General features: G+C 73.1%; 18 protein-coding genes. 3 read left to right on the top strand and 15 right to left on the bottom strand.

Annotation, left to right across the window (positions count from 1 at the left end; all coding sequences use genetic code 11):
- Nucleotides 1–37: 37 nt before the first annotated feature.
- Together AB7F12_RS09690 and AB7F12_RS09695 are read left to right on the top strand one after the other, a co-directional pair.
- On the top strand, nucleotides 38–817 hold the full coding sequence (locus AB7F12_RS09690) for a sugar phosphate isomerase/epimerase family protein (protein WP_428497231.1): 780 nt from the start codon (nucleotides 38–40) through the stop codon (nucleotides 815–817).
- Nucleotides 818–820: 3 nt separating this feature from the next.
- Nucleotides 821–1,822: a zinc-dependent alcohol dehydrogenase gene (locus tag AB7F12_RS09695; protein WP_428497230.1), complete on the top strand. Its 1,002-nt coding sequence runs from the start codon at nucleotides 821–823 to the stop codon at nucleotides 1,820–1,822.
- Nucleotides 1,823–1,949: 127 nt separating this feature from the next.
- Here AB7F12_RS09695 and AB7F12_RS09700 read toward each other — a convergent pair whose 3' ends face one another.
- From AB7F12_RS09700 to AB7F12_RS09725, 6 genes are all read right to left on the bottom strand, one after another.
- Entirely contained in the window at nucleotides 1,950–3,584 is a 1,635-nt protein-coding gene (locus AB7F12_RS09700) for an FAD-dependent oxidoreductase (RefSeq protein WP_428497229.1), read from the bottom strand.
- Nucleotides 3,585–3,626: 42 nt separating this feature from the next.
- Complete coding sequence (locus AB7F12_RS09705; RefSeq protein ID WP_428497228.1) at nucleotides 3,627–3,815, bottom strand: ferredoxin; 189 nt, start codon at nucleotides 3,813–3,815, stop codon at nucleotides 3,627–3,629.
- Nucleotides 3,816–3,825: 10 nt separating this feature from the next.
- Entirely contained in the window at nucleotides 3,826–4,305 is a 480-nt protein-coding gene (locus tag AB7F12_RS09710) for a VOC family protein (RefSeq protein WP_428497227.1), read from the bottom strand.
- Nucleotides 4,302–5,096, bottom strand: coding sequence for an SDR family NAD(P)-dependent oxidoreductase (locus tag AB7F12_RS09715; RefSeq protein ID WP_428497226.1), 795 nt, complete (start codon nucleotides 5,094–5,096; stop codon nucleotides 4,302–4,304). Before AB7F12_RS09715 ends, AB7F12_RS09710 begins: the two co-directional genes overlap by 4 nt.
- Nucleotides 5,097–5,106: 10 nt before the next feature.
- On the bottom strand, nucleotides 5,107–6,336 hold the full coding sequence (locus tag AB7F12_RS09720; RefSeq protein WP_428497225.1) for a cytochrome P450: 1,230 nt from the start codon (nucleotides 6,334–6,336) through the stop codon (nucleotides 5,107–5,109).
- A gap of 62 nt (nucleotides 6,337–6,398) precedes the next feature.
- On the bottom strand, nucleotides 6,399–7,640 hold the full coding sequence (locus tag AB7F12_RS09725) for a cytochrome P450 (RefSeq protein WP_428497224.1): 1,242 nt from the start codon (nucleotides 7,638–7,640) through the stop codon (nucleotides 6,399–6,401).
- Nucleotides 7,641–7,793: 153 nt separating this feature from the next.
- Here AB7F12_RS09725 and AB7F12_RS09730 point away from each other — a divergent pair, with 153 nt between their 5' ends.
- Nucleotides 7,794–9,044, top strand: coding sequence for an MFS transporter (locus AB7F12_RS09730; RefSeq protein ID WP_428497223.1), 1,251 nt, complete (start codon nucleotides 7,794–7,796; stop codon nucleotides 9,042–9,044).
- Here the strand turns inward: AB7F12_RS09730 and AB7F12_RS09735 are convergent.
- The 9 genes from AB7F12_RS09735 to AB7F12_RS09775 all read right to left on the bottom strand — a co-directional run bounded on the left by AB7F12_RS09735 (nucleotide 8,998) and on the right by AB7F12_RS09775 (nucleotide 16,903).
- Nucleotides 8,998–9,759 (bottom strand): SDR family NAD(P)-dependent oxidoreductase, encoded by a 762-nt coding sequence (locus AB7F12_RS09735; RefSeq protein WP_428516752.1) that lies wholly within the window; start codon nucleotides 9,757–9,759, stop codon nucleotides 8,998–9,000. The genes AB7F12_RS09730 and AB7F12_RS09735 overlap by 47 nt on opposite strands.
- Before the next feature lie 122 nt (nucleotides 9,760–9,881).
- Entirely contained in the window at nucleotides 9,882–10,661 is a 780-nt protein-coding gene (locus AB7F12_RS09740; RefSeq protein WP_428497221.1) for an amidohydrolase family protein, read from the bottom strand.
- Nucleotides 10,658–11,407 carry an SDR family NAD(P)-dependent oxidoreductase gene (locus AB7F12_RS09745; protein WP_428497220.1) on the bottom strand — a complete coding sequence of 250 codons (750 nt, stop codon included), beginning with the start codon at nucleotides 11,405–11,407 and terminating at the stop codon, nucleotides 10,658–10,660. The genes AB7F12_RS09740 and AB7F12_RS09745 overlap by 4 nt, the downstream gene beginning before the upstream one ends.
- On the bottom strand, nucleotides 11,407–12,945 hold the full coding sequence (locus AB7F12_RS09750) for a class I adenylate-forming enzyme family protein (RefSeq protein WP_428497219.1): 1,539 nt from the start codon (nucleotides 12,943–12,945) through the stop codon (nucleotides 11,407–11,409). The genes AB7F12_RS09745 and AB7F12_RS09750 overlap by 1 nt, the downstream gene beginning before the upstream one ends.
- 12 nt (nucleotides 12,946–12,957) lie before the next feature.
- Nucleotides 12,958–13,341 carry a Rieske (2Fe-2S) protein gene (locus tag AB7F12_RS09755; protein ID WP_428497218.1) on the bottom strand — a complete coding sequence of 128 codons (384 nt, stop codon included), beginning with the start codon at nucleotides 13,339–13,341 and terminating at the stop codon, nucleotides 12,958–12,960.
- Nucleotides 13,334–14,476 carry an amidohydrolase family protein gene (locus AB7F12_RS09760; RefSeq protein WP_428497217.1) on the bottom strand — a complete coding sequence of 381 codons (1,143 nt, stop codon included), beginning with the start codon at nucleotides 14,474–14,476 and terminating at the stop codon, nucleotides 13,334–13,336. The genes AB7F12_RS09755 and AB7F12_RS09760 overlap by 8 nt, the downstream gene beginning before the upstream one ends.
- A gap of 17 nt (nucleotides 14,477–14,493) precedes the next feature.
- Complete coding sequence (locus tag AB7F12_RS09765) at nucleotides 14,494–15,651, bottom strand: thiolase family protein (RefSeq protein WP_428497216.1); 1,158 nt, start codon at nucleotides 15,649–15,651, stop codon at nucleotides 14,494–14,496.
- The gene (locus AB7F12_RS09770) at nucleotides 15,648–16,037 is read right to left on the bottom strand and encodes a Zn-ribbon domain-containing OB-fold protein (protein ID WP_428497215.1); all 390 of its coding nucleotides are present in this window, start codon (nucleotides 16,035–16,037) and stop codon (nucleotides 15,648–15,650) included. Before AB7F12_RS09770 ends, AB7F12_RS09765 begins: the two co-directional genes overlap by 4 nt.
- Nucleotides 16,034–16,903 (bottom strand): hypothetical protein, encoded by an 870-nt coding sequence (locus AB7F12_RS09775; RefSeq protein WP_428497214.1) that lies wholly within the window; start codon nucleotides 16,901–16,903, stop codon nucleotides 16,034–16,036. The genes AB7F12_RS09770 and AB7F12_RS09775 overlap by 4 nt, the downstream gene beginning before the upstream one ends.
- Between the last annotated feature and the right edge of the window lie 31 nt (nucleotides 16,904–16,934).

A 16,934-nucleotide genomic window follows, 5' to 3' on the forward strand; every position in this document is an offset into this window, starting at 1 on the left:
GTCGTCCCAACCCTAGCTACTACGTTCGGAGCATTCGTTGATCTCCTTGGCAGCCGGGACGGTGCTCGATGCCGGGCCCGAGGCGACCCTCGACGCGGCCGCGGCGACCGGCTACGACGCCGCCGGGCTGCGCCTCGACGCCGACACCGGCCCGACGGTCGTCGCGGCGCTGCGCCGCCGCGCCGACGACCACGGCCTCACCCTGCTCGACCTCGAGGTCGTCCGCCTCGGCCCCGACCGCGACATCGGCGAGGCGCTGCGCCTGCTCGACCTCGCCGTCGTCCTCGGCGCGCGCTTCCTGCTCACCGTCAGCAGCCACCCCGACCCCGCCGCCACCCGCGCCGAGCTCGCGACCCTCGTCGGGGCCGCCCGCGGCGGGCCGACCCGGATCGCGCTGGAGTTCATGCGGTTCACCCGGATCCCGACGCTCGCCGCGGCCGTCGCCACCCTCGACGACAGCGGCGCCGGGCCGGACGTCGCCGCCGTCCTCGTCGACGCCCTGCACCTGCGGCGCAGCGGCGAGTCCCCCGCCGACGTCGCGGCCGTCGCGCCCGAGCGGATCGGCTACTGGCAGATCTGCGACGGACCCGCCGCCGGCCCCGCCGACCTCGACGCCGTCGCCGACGAGGCCCGCCACCACCGGCTCGCACCCGGCGAGGGCGACCTGGCGCTGCACGACCTGCTCGCCGCCCTGCCGGCCGGGCTGCCCGTCAGCGTCGAGGTGCAGTCCGACCGGCTGACCGCCGACCTCGACCCCACCAGCCGCGCCCGCCACCTCCTGAAGGCGACGCGGGCCGTGCTCCCCGGACAGGAGTAGACCGTGCGCGCCGCCGTCACCACCGGACCCCGCGACATCCGCGTCGAGGCCGTCGCCGACCCCGACCCCGGCCCCGGCGACGCCGTCGTCGACGTCGGCACCGTCGGGCTCTGCGGCACCGACCTGCACATGTACCTGGGTGAACGCCACGACACCGGGTTCCCGCTGCGGCAGGGACACGAGGTCGGCGGCACGCTGGCCGCGCTCCCCCGCGGCTACGACGGCCCGCTGCAGGTCGGCGACACCGTCACGATCAACCCGGCGATCCCGTGCGGTGCCTGCCGCCCCTGCACCCGCGGGGCGTGGCCGGCCTGCACGTCGTTCCGGGCGCTGGGCGTCGCGCTGCCGGGAGGGCTGGCCGACCAGGTCGTCGCCCCCGTCGGCCAGCTCCACGGCGCCCCCGGACTGACCCCGACCGAGGCCGCGCTCGTCGAGCCCTTCTCGATCGCGACCATGGCCGTGGCCCGCGCCGAGCTGCGCGGGGACGAGCGGCTCGCGATCGTCGGCGCCGGCCCGATCGGGCTGGCGATCACGGTCTGCGCCGCCGCGGCGGGCCACGAGATCCTGGTCAGCGACCCCGTCCCGGCGCGCCGCGCCCTCGCCGCGGAGCTGGGCGCCGCCCGCGTCGTCGACCCGGCGGCCGAGCCCGGCGCGGTCGCGGACTGGTCCCACGGCGAGGGTGCCGACGTCGCCTTCGAGGCCTCCGGCACGAAGCCCGGGCTGGAGTCCGCGCTGGGTGCGGTGGGCAACGGGGGCCGGCTCGTCGTCGTCGGCGTCGCCGCCCACGACATCGTCGTCCCCGTGCCGACGGTGCTGTTCCGGGGCGTGACCGTCGTCGGCGCCCGCGCGGGCCTGTTCCCGGAGGCCCTGGAGGTCGTCGGCGCGCAGAAGGACTCGGTGGCGCGGTTCGTGACCGGCACCTACCCCCTCGACGACGTCGCCGCCGCCTTCGACCACGCGATCACGGGCGCCGCGTCGGTGGTCAAGGTCTTCGTCACCCTGTGAGCGTGCGGGTCGACCCCGCCGTGCTCGCGCAGCTCGCGGGCCGGGCGGCTCTCCAGGTGCAGCCGCCCGGCGTGCGGCGGCGCGCTCGGGTGCGGGAACGGCACCGCGCCACCCCCGGCACCGTGGATCAGGTGGAGACCGGGCGCAGGCCGAGTTGTTCGACCGCTGCGAGGCCCGCGGTGTAGGCCATCGTCGAGCCGGGGCCGAGGGTGGCGCCGGCGCCCGGGTAGCCGGGGCCCATCGGGTGCGCGGTGGTGTTGCCCGCGGCGTAGAGGCCCGGGACGGGATCACCGAAGGCGTCGAGGGCCCGGCCGGTGCCGTCGGTGACGATGCCACCCTTGGTGCCGATGACCCCGGAGACGACCTCGACGGCGTAGAACGGTGCGGTCTCGACGGGCCCGAGCGCGGGGTGCGGCGCGTGCTGGTCCCCCCAGTACCGGTCGTAGGCACTGGCGCCGCGGTGGAAGTCGGGGTCGACGCCGTTGCGCGCGTTGGCGTTGAAGCGGTCGAGGGTCTCGGTGAGGCCGGCCGGGTCGATCTCCAGCAGGGCGGCGAGCTCGGTGATCGTGGGCGCGGTGTGGATCCACGACGGTGTCGGCTGCCCGGCCCGGTGGGCCAGGAAGCCGTACTCGCGCAGGTGCTGCTCGTCGAAGATCAGGTAGGCGGGCAGGTTGGCGAAGTCGTAGGCGCCCGGGTCGAACAGGTGGAACGCCTTGGTCATGTCGTTGTAGTTGTGGGCCTCGTTGACGAACCGCTGCCCGTTGCGGTTGACGATCACGGTGTGCGGCCCGGTGCGTTCGAAGCGCAGCAACGTCCCGGTCTGGGAGCCGTCGGTCTCGTCGCCGGGGACGAGCACCATCGGGCCCCACCACGCCTCGCGCATCGACCCGAGCTTCACGCCGGCCTTGGCCGCCATCCGGATGCCGTCGCCGGTGTTGTGGGGTGGGCTGCAGCTGCCGTGCACGGGTCCGGACAGATAGTTGTCGACCATCTCCGGTGACCATTCGAACCCGCCGCACGCGATCACGACGGCCTTCGCGCCGAGGTGCTGCCCGTCGGCGGTGACGACACCCGCGATCGCGTCGTCGGAGACGAGGAGCCGCTGCGCGCCGCAGTCGGTCACGAGCGTGACGCCCGCATCGGCACACGCGGCGACGAGCGGTGCGACCAGCGCGCGCCCCCGGGCCACGAGGCCGTCGGCGGCCCGGCGCTCCAGCAGCTCCGTCGGGAAGCGGGTGAAGATGCGCCACTCCTCGTACTCGCGCATCGTGAACGGCAGCCGCGCGTCGGGGCGCAGGCTCTCGGCCAGCTCACCCAGCTGCCGGATGTCGTAGAGCTCGGGGTCGAGCGAGCGCCCGCCCGGGTGGGCGCCGTCCCACTCGGGGTGGTAGTCGGGGAAGTTGTCCATGGGCGCCATGAGCAGCCCGGCCCGGCGCTCGAGGAAGTCGAGCATCTCGGGGCCGCGGTCGACGAGGGCGGCCAGCACGTCGTCGGCGGTGCGCCCGGCGGTGACGGCGCGCAGGTAGCGCAGCGCGTCGTCACGGTCGTCGGTCAGGCCCAGCGCCGCCATCCGGGTGTTCATCGGGATCCAGAACATCCCGCCCGACACCGCCGACGTCCCACCGAGGTAGGGCGCCTTCTCCAGGACGGCGACGCGGGCGCCGGCGTCGGCGGCGACCAGGGCCGCGGTCAGGCCGATCGCACCCGCCCCGACGACGAGCACGTCGTGTTCCGGACCGAGATCGCCGTTCCAGACACGCACGGGTCCGCACCTCCTTGTCAGTGGGTCGACCGCGCCGGGCGGTCAGTCCCGAATGGTGATCGCGTTCTCCGGGCACGCCGACGCGCCCTCGCGGGCGTCGTCCTCCGCCCCGTCGGCGACCGTCGCGCCGTCCAGGACGAACCCGTCGTCGTCGAGGTGATAGACGTCCGGCGACGTTGCGGCACACTGGCCGTGGCCCGCGCAGGCGGCGAGATCGATGTCGATGCGCACGAGGATCCCCTCAGCTCGGCGGAGACGGTGGCAGTTGCAGCAGCTCGACGCGCACGCCGTCGGGGTCCTGGACGTAGACGACCTTGCCGCCCTTGGCGATCCCGATCTCCGGGGAGACGATCGTGCGCGACACCGGGCGGACGCCTGCGGCCAGCAGGGCGGTGTGGACGGCCTCGACGTCGTCGACGACGTAGCAGGTGTGGGCCGTGCCGGGGTTGGCCGTGGAGGTGTCGACGGGTGAGCGCTGCACGCCGCGGTACTCGGTCAGCTCGACGACGACCGAGGAGTTCGGCGGCCGCAGGTGCGCGAGGTGCAGCTCGACCCCGGGGTAGCCGACGACCTCGCCGGCGTAGGCCTCGCCGCGCACCTGGCGGGTGATCACCTCGAACCCGAGCAGTCCCTCGTAGAAGGCGAGCGAGCGGTCGAGGTCGGCGACCTGGATGCCGACGTGGTGCATCCGCGCGATGCCGTCCACGGGATACCCGCTCATGCCGCCGTCTGCCCGCCGTCGACGGCCCAGATCTGGCCGGTGACCCACGTCGACTCGTCACTGCCCAGGTAGACCGCGGCCATCGCGATGTCCTCCTCGGTGCCGAGGCGGCCGAGCGGGAAGCGCAGGGTGCGCTGCATCTCCAGGGTCTCGTCGACCGACTCCCCCGTATCGGTGCCGAACCCGCCGCGGGCCTCGTAGGTGGCGCGCACGAGCGGGGTCGGGACCGTGCCGGGGCACAGCGCGTTGACCCGGATCTGCGCGGGCCCGTACTCGACGGCGAGCTGGCGGGTCAGCCCGATCACTCCCGCCTTGGCGGCGGCGTAGGGCGCGATCCCGGCGACCCCGACGAGCCCGCCGACGCTCGCCTGGTTGACGATCGACCCGCCCGTCCCCTGCGCGATCAGCTGTTTGAGGGCGTACTTGTCGGAGAGGAAGACCCCGGTGAGGTTGACGTCGATGACCCGCTGCCAGGCCTGCAGCGTCGTGTCGGCGCCGGTGCCGACGCCGGGGATCCCGGCGTTGGCGAACAGGACGTCGAGGCCGCCGTAGGTGTCGACGCAGGCCGCTACCATCGCTTCGGCGTCGGCCTCCTCGGTGACGTCGGCGGCGTGCGCGAGCGCCGTACCGCCCGTGCCGGTGATCATGGCGACGGTCTCGGCCGCACCGGCGGCGTCGCGGTCGACGCACACGACGGACGCGCCCTCCGCGGCGTACCGCAGCGCCGTCCCCCGGCCGATGCCGGAGCCTGCCCCGGTGATCACGGCTCTCTTGCCCGACAGGCGGGTCACGGTGTCCTCCTCAGGGGTGCAGCAGCAGCTGCAGGTCGGGAGCGGAACGAAGCATGAACCCGGCGTCGACGGGCGGTTCGCCGGCGAAGGAGAGCCGCCGGTAGCGCCGCAGGAGGTGCTCGAGCGCGAGCTCCATCTCCAGCTTCGCCAGCAGCGACCCCGAACACGTGTGCTCGCCGCCGCCGAAGGCGCGCAACGGCCCGACGGGCGTGAACTGCGGGTCGGCGTTCTCGGCGAAGCGCCCGACGTCGAAGGTGTCCGGGTCGGGGAAGACCGCCGGGTCCCGGTTGGCCGCGCCGAGCAGCAGGATCAGCTTCTCCCCCGCGGCGATCGAGGCCCCGCCCAGCTGTGCGTCGACGAGGGCCTGGCGCACCGATCCCTGCACGGGCGCCTTCCAGCGCAGCACCTCGGCGACGGCGGAGGGCACGAGGGCGGGCTCGGCGCGCAGCCGTTCCCACTGCTCGGGGTGGCGGATGAGCCCGCCGAGCAGGTTGACCAGGGCGCGGTCGGTGGTCTCGATGCCGGCGGCGAGGAAGAACGCGGTGTTGGACTTGATCTCGGTGTCCGAGAGCCGCTGGCCCTCGTACTCGACGGTGCACAGGTCGGAGAGCAGGTCGTCGCCGGGGTCGGCGCGTTTGCGGGTGATCGCGGGGTCGAGCCAGGCGTCGATCTCCTCGCGGGCGGCCACGCCGCGGGCGTGCACTGCGGGGTCTCGGGAGACGTTGGAGACGCTGGCGCCGGCGAGGTCGTGGTACCACTGCGGGAAGTTGACGGCCTCGTGCATCGTCGTCAGCTCGGCGATGACGGTGAGCGGCAACGGGGTCGTGAGCGCGGCGCGGATGTCGGCCACGCCGGGTGCCTCGGGCAGCTCCGCACCGAGCGCCTCGACGAGCGCGCCGATGCGCTCGCGCAGCGGGCCCCGCAGCTCGCGACGGTTGCGGATGCGGCGGGCGACGATCGCGGCCTTGCGGCGGTGCTCGTCGCCGGACATGTGCAGGATGGTGCGGCCGTAGATCGCACTGCTGCCGGCGCCCTCGGTGAGCGGCCCGAACGTCTCGGCGTCCTTGAACCCGCGCGTGACCTCGGCCCAGCCGGTGACGATCCAGGTCTGCAGCGGCTCGCTCCACACGACGGGCGCCTCGGCACGCAGCCGGGCGAACACCGGGTAGGGGTCGGGAGTGTTCGCACCGGCGGCGAACGCCTCGAGCTCGGCGAGCGCCGTCGGCGTCGTCGTGGTCATGAAGCCTCCAGGGGCGGGTCCCGACGCCGTCGTCGAGATCCGGGGTGATAGTAGCTATAAACCTAACGCCGCGTCAGGATCACGGGCATGCTCTCGTACATGTCCTGGCTGCTCGACGTGGCCGCGACCGGCGGGTTCGCCGGGTCGAGACGCACGTCGGCGGCGTAGAGGGCGCGCAGGATGCGCATCATCGTGCCCTCGGTCGGCGCCTGGCCGTCACGCTTGGCCAGGCCCGTGACCAGCGGCCGCCCGACGCAGACGTGCGCCCCGCCACCGAAGGTCAGCCCCCACGGGCGCACCCCGGTCAGCTCCGGGCTGCCGCGGTAGGGGTTGAAGCTCCCGGCGTCCTCGCCGAAGACGGCGGGATCGCGGTTGGCCGGGGTGAACAGCAGCGCGACCCGCTCCCCCTCGGCGACCTCGCGCCCCGACGCGAGCGTCACGGCCGCGGTGGCGTAGCGCAGCAGGGTCGGCGCCGGCTGGTGCAGCCGCAGCGACTCGTTGACCATGAGCCGCAGGAAGTCCGGGTCGGTGCGCTTGTCGGCGTCCTCGGGGTGCTCGCGCAGCCACTCCTCCATGTGCACGATGACGTGCGGGAGCGTGTGCGTCGTCGTCTGGGTGGCGGCGACGAGGAACAGCGTCGCCTCCCGCAGCGGGAACTCGTCGTCCCACGCGTCGTCCCAGTGCAGGTACAGCAGGGTGAGCAGGTCGACGGGCACGTCGTCGCGCTCGATCCGGCCGGCGTGGAAGTCCGCCACGATCTTCTTGCGGCGCTCCACCGACGGCCCGAAGAACTCCTCGACGAACTCGTCCCGCCGCGCCAGCCCGTGGGCGAGCACCTCGTCGTGGTCCATGGTCGACCACTCGACGGTCGCGGCGGCGCCCAGGTCCTCGAGGAAGCGACGGAACCGCTCGGTCGCCTCGGGGGTGTCGACGCCGTCGATGCCGGTCGTCGTCGCCGCGATGCGGTGCAGCATGGCCCGCACGAGCGGGACGAGGTCGACGGTCACGGTGCCGTCGTCGCCGGCGTCGGCGAGGCAGTCGCGCACCATCTTCTCCACGACCGGGTTGAGCGCCTCGTGGTCGTAGTACATGAGGGCGGTGCGGTCGAACAGCGGGTTCTCCAGCCGGCGCCGCTCCCGGTGGCCGGGGCCGTCGAGCAGGAGCAGCGAGTCGGCGAACAGCGGGCGGCTCTCGGTGTGCGAGCCCTGCCGGAAGTCCTTGGAGCGCAAGATCTCGTCGATCTCCCGGAAGTCGGAGATCTGCGTCATCGTCGCGATGTGCGGCGGTGGGGTCCACTCGCGCATGGGGGTCTCCCGGGGTCGTCGTCGATCCAGCGGGCCTGAAATCCAGGGTCATAGTCAACAGCATTTTTCCGGGCTTCTCAAGGCTCCGTTTGATGAATACCATGACCCTTGTTTGCGGTGAGCAGACGACGAGGGAGCTGCGGGGGAGGCCGGGTGCGCCGGACCGGCGGGGAACGGGCGGTCGTCGCCGTCAGCACCGTCGCCGTCGGGCTGGGCACCGCACCGGCGTTCCTGTTCGGATTCCTTGGCCCCGTCCTGCAGGTCGACCTCGACCTCTCCCGGACCAGGATCGGACTGCTCGTCGGGCTCATGTTCGGGCTCACGGGCATCGGCTGCCTCCTGGCGGGCCGCGTCACCGAACGGATCGGCGCACGCCGGACCGTCGTGGCAGCCACCGTCCTGCTGACCGTCGCGCTCGGCGTGCCGGTACTCGCACCCGGCTACCCCGCGCTCCTCGTCTGCGCCCTCGTGTCCGGAATCGCCTACGCGCTGGCCAACGTCGGCACCAACGTCTCGGTGACCGCGGCGCTGCCCGCGGCACGCCACGCGGTCGGGCTCGCCGTCAAGACGGCCGGTGTGCCCGCCGCGGTCGCGCTGACCTCGTTCGTCGTGCCCGGTCTCGGCGCGGCCTACGGCTGGCGCCCGGTGCTGCTGTGGTCGATCCCCGTCGTCGTGGTGGTCGGGATCGCCGCGGCGCTCGTGCTTCCCGACGCCAAGGGACGCACCCACGACCCCGCCGACGACCCGGCCGCCCTCGCCCCCGCCGCCCCCACCGACCCCCGGCTCCCGCGCGGGTTCTGGCGCTTCACCCTCGCCGCCACCCTGCTCATCGGCGGCTCCCAGGCCATCTACTCGTGGGCGGTGCCGTTCCTGCACGAAGGGGCGGGCGCGACCCTGCCCGTCGCCGGCGTGCTCACCGCCGTCGCCTCCCTCGTGGCGCTCGCCCCCATGATCGGCGCCGCCCGCCTCGCCGACCGGCTCGGCACCACCTGGCGGCTACCCCTCGCCGCGGCGCTGTGCGTGATGCTCGCCGCCGCCGAGATCGTCCTCTCGACCGGGTGGGGCCTCGCCGGCGCGGCCGTCGCACTCGTGATCGCGACCGGCGCCCAGCTGGGTGCGGTGTCGCTGATGCACGCCTCGGTCGTCGCGGCCGCACCGCACGCGGTCGGCCGCGGATCGGGTGCGGCGATGGCGGGGTTCTACCTCGGTGCACTGTTCGCCGCGCCGCTGTTCGGGCTCGTCGTCGACGTCACCGGCGGCTACCCGCTCGCCTGGATCATCAGCGCCGCGCTGACGACGGCCGCCGCGGCGTGCTTCCTGTGGTGCCGCGGCGTCGGCCGCGACCGGGGCGTCCCGGCTACCACAGGTCGCGCATCGCCCCCCACGGCCCGCCCTGCGCACTGATCCCGCCGTCGACGGTGATCACCTGCCCCGAGATCATCACCGCGGCCGGGGAGACCAGGAACGCGGCCACCTCGGCGATGTCGGTCGGCGAGCACAGCCGTCCCGCTGGGGTGCTGTCGACGAGCAGCGCCCGCACGTCCTCACGCCCGCCCAGGTAGGCCTCCAGCGAGTCGGTCAGCACCGGGCCGGGCACGATCGTGTTGGCGGTGACGCCGCGCGGCCCGAGCTCGACCGCCCACGACCGGGTCAGCGCCTCCAGCGCGGCCTTCGCCCCGCCGAGCAGGCCGTGCCCGGACTGGGCGAAGCGGGCGTCGAGCCCCCCGATGGTGAGCAGCCGCCCGCCGTCGCCCATCCCCGGTGCGAGGCGGTGCACGAGCTCCACCAGGCCGTCGACGACCGTGGCGAAGGTGAGCCGGCTGTGCCGCCCCGTCACGTCGACGAGCGGGCGGAACGCGGTGGCCGCGGCGTTGGCGACGAGGGTGTCCACCCGCCCGAACCGTTCGAGCGCAGCGTCTGCCAGGCCGGCGACCTGCGCGGGATCGGCCAGGTCCGCGGTGACGACGAGTGCCTGCGCCCCCCGGGCCTCGACGGCACGCGCGGTCTCGGCGGCGGCGCGGGCGTCGCGACGGCCGTGCACGACGCAGTGGTGGTCCACCGCGAGCCGCTCGGCGATCGCGCGGCCGATCCCGCGCGCACTGCCGGTCACGAGCGCCACCCGTCGCTCCGCGGTCGGGGCGTGCGCAGTGGCCGACGAGTGCTGTGGGGCCGAGGAGTGCTGTGGGGCCGAGGAGTGCTGTGGGGCCGAGGATTGCCGTGGGGCCGAGGCTCGGGTCACGGTCAGAGCTTCAGCAGCCGGGCGAGGTTCCCGCCGAGGATCGCGTCGGTGTCGTCGTCGGAGAACCCGAGCTCACGGATCGTCGCGATCTCGGCGGCCGGGTCGGCCATGGGCCAGTCCGAGGCGAAACAGATCCGCTCCGGGCCGTGCTTGCCGATGATCTCCCGGACGCGGCCGGGGTCCAGCGTCGCCAGGCTCGGCGGCCACGACGTGTCGAGGTGCACCGGGAGCCCGATGACGACCTCGGCGGCCTCCTCGAAACGCTTGTAGCCGCCGAAGTGGCAGGCGATGAGGTCCAGGCGGGGGAACTCCCGGACGAGGTCGGCGAGCATCGCGGGGCTGCAGCGGTCGCCCGGATCGTCACCCGCACCGCCGACGTGCACGATCACCGCGAACTCCCCCGACATCGCGTCGAGGGTCGCGAGCAGCCGCGGGTCGTCGAGGGTGAGCTGCTGGAACATCGGATGCACCTTGGCACCGCGCAGGCCGTGGGCGCGCAGGCTCGCGACGTTCTCCTCCGGCGACAGGCCGGGGTGCACCGAGCCGAACCCGATGAACCGGTCCGGGTCCAGCGAGCCGGCGAAGCGGTTGGCGTTGTCGACGCGGTCGGGGGTGTTGGCGATCCCGAGGCACACCGAGCGGTCGACGCCCGATGCGGCCATGACCTCGGTGAGCGAGGCGACGGTGCCGTCGCCGAAGCGCTTCAGGTCGGCCGGAGACCCGGCGATCGCCTTGCGTGCCACCGCGTCCGGGTAGACGTGGGTGTGTCCGTCGATGATCACAGCTTCGTGACCTCTCCACCGTCGATGACCAGTACCGACCCGCTGACGAAGTCCGACAGCGGCGACGCCAGGTAGCAGACGAGCGGGCCGAACTCGGCCGGGTCGGCCATCCGCCCGGCCGGGATCTTGCGCAGCCGCCGTTCCAACATCGTCGGGTCGCCCGTCACGGCCGCCTGTGCGTCCGTCGTGAACGCGCCGGGCGCGATCGCGTTGACCTGGATGCCGAAGGGCGCCCACTCCGCGCCGAGGGCCTTGGTGAACTGCACCAGCGCGCCCTTCGACGCCGAGTACGACACGAGGATCGGCTTGCCGTTGATCCCCGACGTGCTCGCGACGTTGATGACCTTGCCGGAGCGCTGCGCGAGGAAGTGCCTGCCCGCCGCCCGGGCCAGGACGGCGGGGGCGGCGACGTTGACCGCGAACACCTCGTCCCACTCGGCCTGCGGCTGGGCGGAGAACTTGCCCGCGGGCGCGATGCCGGCGTTGTTGACGACGATGTCCAGGCGCCCGAAGCGCTCCACCGCGAGGTCGGCCAGCGCGGCGACGGCGTCGGCGTCACGCATGTCGACGGTCGCGACCGCGATCTTCTCCGGAGCCGTGGCCTGCAGCTTCTCCAGCGCGTCGGTGGTCCGGGCCGCCGCCAGCACGAACGCGCCCTCCGCGACGAGTGCCTCCACCGCCGCTGCACCGAGCCCGCGGCTGGCGCCGGTGACGATCGCGACCTTGCCGTCCAGACCGAGATCCATCAGTTCCCCCCGGACGCGGCGATCTCGGCGACCGCACGCTTCGCGATCTTGCCGACGGCGTTCTTCGGCAGCGAGTCCATCGTCAGCACCCGTTCCGGGATCTTGATGCTCGGCAGGCCGGCCGCCTTGCAGTGCGCCCGGATCTCGGCCTCGTCGACCCCCGACCCCTCCCGCAGCGCCACCGCCGCGAGCACCGCCTCGCCCCACTCCCGGTCGGGCACACCGACGACCGCCGCCTCGATGACCGCGGGGTGGGAGTAGAGGACGTGCTCGATCTCCGACGGCGTGATGTTGTAGCCGCCCCGGATGATCAGGTCCTTCATCCGGTCGACGATGTAGAGGTAGCCCTCGTCGTCGAACGTGCCGACGTCGCCGGACCGGACCCAGCCGTCGACCAGCGTCTCGGCCGTCTTCTCCGGGTTCCGGTGGTAGCCGCGCATCGTGTACGGGGTGTGGAACCGGACCTCGCCGCGCTCGCCGGGCGCACAGTCGTTGCCCTCGGCATCGACGACGCGCACGTCTGCGAGGTAGGACGCCCGCCCCGCCGACGCCATCAGCCCGGTGCGGCCCGCCGCGATCTGCCGGTGGTCGTCCTGGGTGAGCATCGTCGCGATCGAGGCGACCTCGGCCATCCCGTAGAGCTGGCTGAACACCGGCCCGAACCGCCCGACCAGCTCGCCGACGCGGTCGTGCGCGATGGGCGCGGCGCCGTAGCCGATCGAGGTCAGGGTGGCGACGTCGTCGTGGCCCAGACCCGCTTCCAGCACGCGGTAGAGCTGCGTCGGGACCAGGTAGGTGTGCGTCGCGGCCTGCTTCGTGGCCTCGGCGGCGAACTCGTGCGGGTCGAACCCGCGGCCGTCGAGGAACCCGACCGCCCCGCCCAGGAAGAACGTGGGCGCCAGCGTGATCTGCACCGACGAGTTGTGCGGGATCGTCGTCAGCCAGCGGGAGTGCCGCGTCATCGCGTACTCCAGCCCGGCGACCATCGCGTGCGTCGCGACGGCGGCCGCGTCGAACAGGATGCCCTTGGGCTGGCCGGTCGTCCCGCTGGTGTAGACGATGCAGAACTCGTCGGACGGCGCCCGCGCGTGCAGGGTGGGCGGGGCCGAGGCCGACGCCGCCGCGAGGCCGCCCCAGCCCGCCTCCGACGGGTCGTCGACGTCGACCACCACCAGGCCGAACTCCGCGGCCAGCGTCGCCGCCATCTCGCGGAAGCCCGACTCGGTGACGAGCACCCGGGCCTGCGCGTTGCCGAGGATGGAGCGGTACTCCTCCAGGCTCATCCGGAAGTTGAGCCCGCAGTAGACGGCCGCGGCCTTGGTGACCCCGACGATCGCCTCCGCGACCTCCAACCTGTTGCGCAGCAACACCGCCACCCGGTCGCCGGGTTCGACGCCGTAGCGGCCCTGCAACAGGTTGGCGAGCCGGTTGGTGCGCTCGTCGAGCTCGGCATAGCTGAGCGTGCGGTCACCCTCGAACGCCGCGTCGGCGCCGGGTGTCTTGCGGGCATGCGCCGAGACGGCGACACCGATGTCCATGCGAGAGACCCCTCAGACGTACAGGACTACGTCGTCGCCCTCGACGACGACCTCGTATACGCGCACACGGGTCTTCTCCGGCTCGACGAGCGAGCGGCCCGTGGCGAGCGTGAACTCGTAGCCGTGCCACGGGCAGACGATGTACTCGTTGTGCCGCACGTAGGAGTACTCGTGGGCCGGGGTGTCGGCCATCGTGCCCTTGACCACCCCCTCGCACAGCGGCGCTCCGTGGTGCGGGCAGTTGTTGCGCAGGGCGTGGAACGTCCCGCCCACATTGATCACGCCGATCGAACGGCCGTCGACCTCGACGATCCGCCGGTCGCCCCAGGCGAAGTCGGCCAGCTTCTCCACGACGACCCGGGTCCCGCGGCCCGTCTCGGGCATCGTCTCAGTCAAGGCGGTCTCCGTAGACGGCGCGCGGGGTGTCGACGAGGATCTTCTGCCGCAGCTCCTTCGACACGGCCTGCAGCGAGCGCTGCGGGTTGTCGAAGTCCCAGTGCGGATAGTCGGAGGAGAACATCAGCGTCCGGTCGGCGTGCAGCATCTCCATCAGCGGCGCGATGTGCTTCGGGTCGTGCGGCTCGATGAACGGCTGCGTCGTGAAGCGGATGTGGTCGAGCAGGTACTCCGACGGCGGCTTGACCAGCCACGGGACCTCGTTGCGCAGGCCCTTCCAGTCACGGTCGAGCTTCCACATGACCTCCAGCGCCCACAGGAAGCCGCCCTCGGCGATGATGTACTTCAGCTTCGGGAACTTCTCGAACACGCCGTGGCAGATCATCGACAGCGTGTTGGACTGGTGGATCTGGCCGAGCGCGGTGTGCCACTCCAGGTAGAACGTGGGCGTCCCGGCCATCCGCGGGGCCTTGGCGAACACGTTCTCACACCCCGACGGGTGCACGATCAGCGGCAGCTCGTGGCGGGCACAGGCCTCGTAGATCGGCCAGTAGTGCTTCTCCCCCATCAGGATCTCGCCCAGCGGCATGAACACCGCGACGATCCCGTCACGCTTGGCGACGCGGTCGATCTCGGCGACGGCGGCCTCGGGGTCCTGGGGGGCGACGACGAGCGCGCCGCGCCAGCGCACGTCGTTCTGCAGCCAGCGCTCGCACATCCATTCGTTGTAGGCCGACGCGATGGTGGCGGCGACCATGCCGTCGGGCATCGCGCCGATGCCCAGGCACTGCCCGGCGAGCAGCACGGCCCGGTAGATGCCGTGCTTGTCGAGCAGGTGCTGGGCGGTGAAGTCGGGGTCGGTCGCGGGCGGCATCCCCGGCCGGGCCGCGTCCTCGCGGTAGGCGCCCGCGGCGTTGATGTAGAGGTAGTCCAGGGGCAGCGTGAACTGGGCGGCGGCCATGCCCTTCGCCCAGTCGTCGCCGCTGACGCCGAGCCGGTTGCGCCAGGTCTCGGTCATGTACGGGGTGAGGTCCCGGATGCCGTTGACGAAGTTCGGGTGCACGTCCGAGTCGATGATCCCGGTCTTCTTGGGATCGGTCTGTTCGGCGCTCCGTTGCGCCTCGACGGTCGTCATGTGCGTCTCCTCCCGAGTTACCGCGCCCGGCCGAGCAGCGCGAGGTTGTAGTACTGGGCGCCCGATCCGGCGCCGGATGCGAGCGCGACCTCGGCGCCGGCGACCTGCCGGTCGCCCTGGTCCCCGCGCAGCTGGCGGACCGCCTCCACGAGCTTGAGCGTGGGCCCGCCCCAGCCGATGTGGCTGCAGGCCAGCAGGCCGCCGTCGGTGCAGGTGGGGAGCTTGCCGTCGAGGCCGATGCCGGTGGCGAGCGCGAAGTCGGTGCCCTCGCCGGGCCCGCAGAAGCCCAGCGCCTCGAACTGGCGGGCCACCTCGAGGGAGTTCACGTCGTAGAGCTGGGCGACGTCGACGTCGGACGGGCCGATCCCGGCCTGCCCGAACGCCTTGCGCGCGGCGGCCGCCCCGATCGTCCAGGTGTCGTCGTAGCGGGCGGGGTCGACGTACTGCTGGCGCAGCCACTCCATCCCGGCGCCGAGCACGACGACGGGCGGGTGCGGCAGGTCGCGGGCCCGTTCGAGCGTGGTGACGACGACGGCGGCACCGCCCTCCGACGCCAGGCACAGGTCCAGCAGTGTGAAGGGGTCGACGATCGGCGGCGCGGCGAGGACGTCGGCGGCGGTGTAGGGACCGCGCCCGGCCATGACGGCCTCGGGGTTGGCCGACCCGACGTTGCGGATCGTCGCGGCGATCTCCGCCATCCCCTGGCGCGCATGGGGATACTTCGCGAGGTGGCGCTGCGCGACGAGCGCGAAGTGGGCCGAGGTGAACGCGCCGAACGGGGCCACGAACTCGTTGCCCGGCTGGGTGTAGGCCGCGACGCTGCCGCCGCCGAGCACCCCGGCCTGCCCGCCGGTGATCAGGACGGTGGTGGCCTGCCCGGTGAGGATCGCACCGGCGGCGTCGACGAGCGCGGGCACGCCCTGGGGGTAGGAGTCGCCGATCCAGTCGAGCGGGACGCCCAGCAGCGTCGACCAGTCCGCGGAGCCCGGTGCGAGCACCGTGCCGCCGGGCCCGGGCCAACGCGCGGCGATGCCGTCGAGATCGGTGTGGCGCAGCCCGGCGTCGGCCACGGCGAGCTTGGCGGCGTCGAGGGCGACCTGCAGCGAGTTGCGGTCCGAGCGCTTGCGCTGCGGGGTCAGCCCGACGCCGACGATCGCGATGTCCGAGAGGTTCACGGCGCGTCCTCGGTGAACGCCGGCAGGACCCGGCCGTCGCGCTCGATCCACGTCACGCGCACCGGGGTGTCGAGCTCCGGCAACCGCTCGCCTGGGCCGCCGACGAGCTCGGTGAGCATGCTCCAGCCCTCGTCGAGGTCGACGATGCCCAGCCGGAACGGCACGGCGAACCCGGGGCTCGGCGGCTTGTGCACGACCGTCGCCGAGTACACGCGGCCGCGGCCGTCGGAGGGCTGGTAGCTCCAGTTCTCCGACAGGCACGCGGGGCACGCGATCTGGGGGGTGAAGAAGTTGCGCCCGCAGTCGGCACAGACCGGCCGGACGAGCTCGCGCCGGCCGACCGCCTCCCAGAAGAGGTCGGTCAGCCCGGGAACCGTGGTGGTCACTCTCCACCCAGGAGCAGTCGGTGCGCGGCCTCCTTGACCGTCATCCCGACCTCGACACCGCGCTTCGCGGCGGACTCGTTGTGGGCGCTGATCAGACCGTGCTCGTAGCCCAGGAACGCGTCCCCGACGGGCGCGGTGGTGCCGTCGATGCAGGCACCCGCGAGCCCTGCCTCGTCGGCGGTGACCAGCCCGGAGACACCGGAGCGGTTCTTGCTCATGCCGCCGTCGTGGCAGATGAAGCCCCAGGGGCTGGCTTCGAGGAGGAACTTCGCGCCGCTGCGGCCGGTGTGCCCGGCGGTGACGAGGACGCTGCGGTTCTCGTCCTCGGGGTAGGCCCAGACGATCGAGTCGGTGACGACGACGCGGCGCCCGCTGGGGTGGGTCTCCACGATCTCGCGGCGGACCTTGTTGCCGACCTCGACGTCGGTGGGGTCGTTGGCCAGCAGGATCTCCGCGGCCTCGGACACGGGCATGCCCGGCCTGACCCCGCACGTCTCGGCGACGTAGTTGACGTGCTTGACGATGCCGTTGCGGTAGAGGTCCTCGCCGTTGCCCATCTCGGCGGTCATGCCGTCGGCCGTGGCGGCGGCGATGCCCAGGGCCTCGAGATACCAGAGCCCCGCGATGCCGGCGCCGTCCTTGCCGACGCACGCGTCGTGCCCGATGACCCCGCGGGGGCGGTGGATCGCCATCATGCGCGCGGGGAGCACGCCGACGTAGGAGGCCGGGACGACGACGTCGCGACCGGTGTTGCGGGCGTCGACGTAGCGGGCCGAGTCCATGGTGCAGATCCGGCCGCGGTCGCGCTCGACCACGATGTCCTGCGGGTGGTCCTGCTCCCGCTCCAGCAGCGTCTTGCCGTCCATGCGCCGTCCTGACGTCGTCGTCGTTCATGCG

Origin of the sequence: Pseudonocardia sp. (genome assembly GCF_050250275.1) — a bacterium.
In the GTDB taxonomy this organism is placed as follows: Bacteria; Actinomycetota; Actinomycetes; order Mycobacteriales; family Pseudonocardiaceae; genus Pseudonocardia.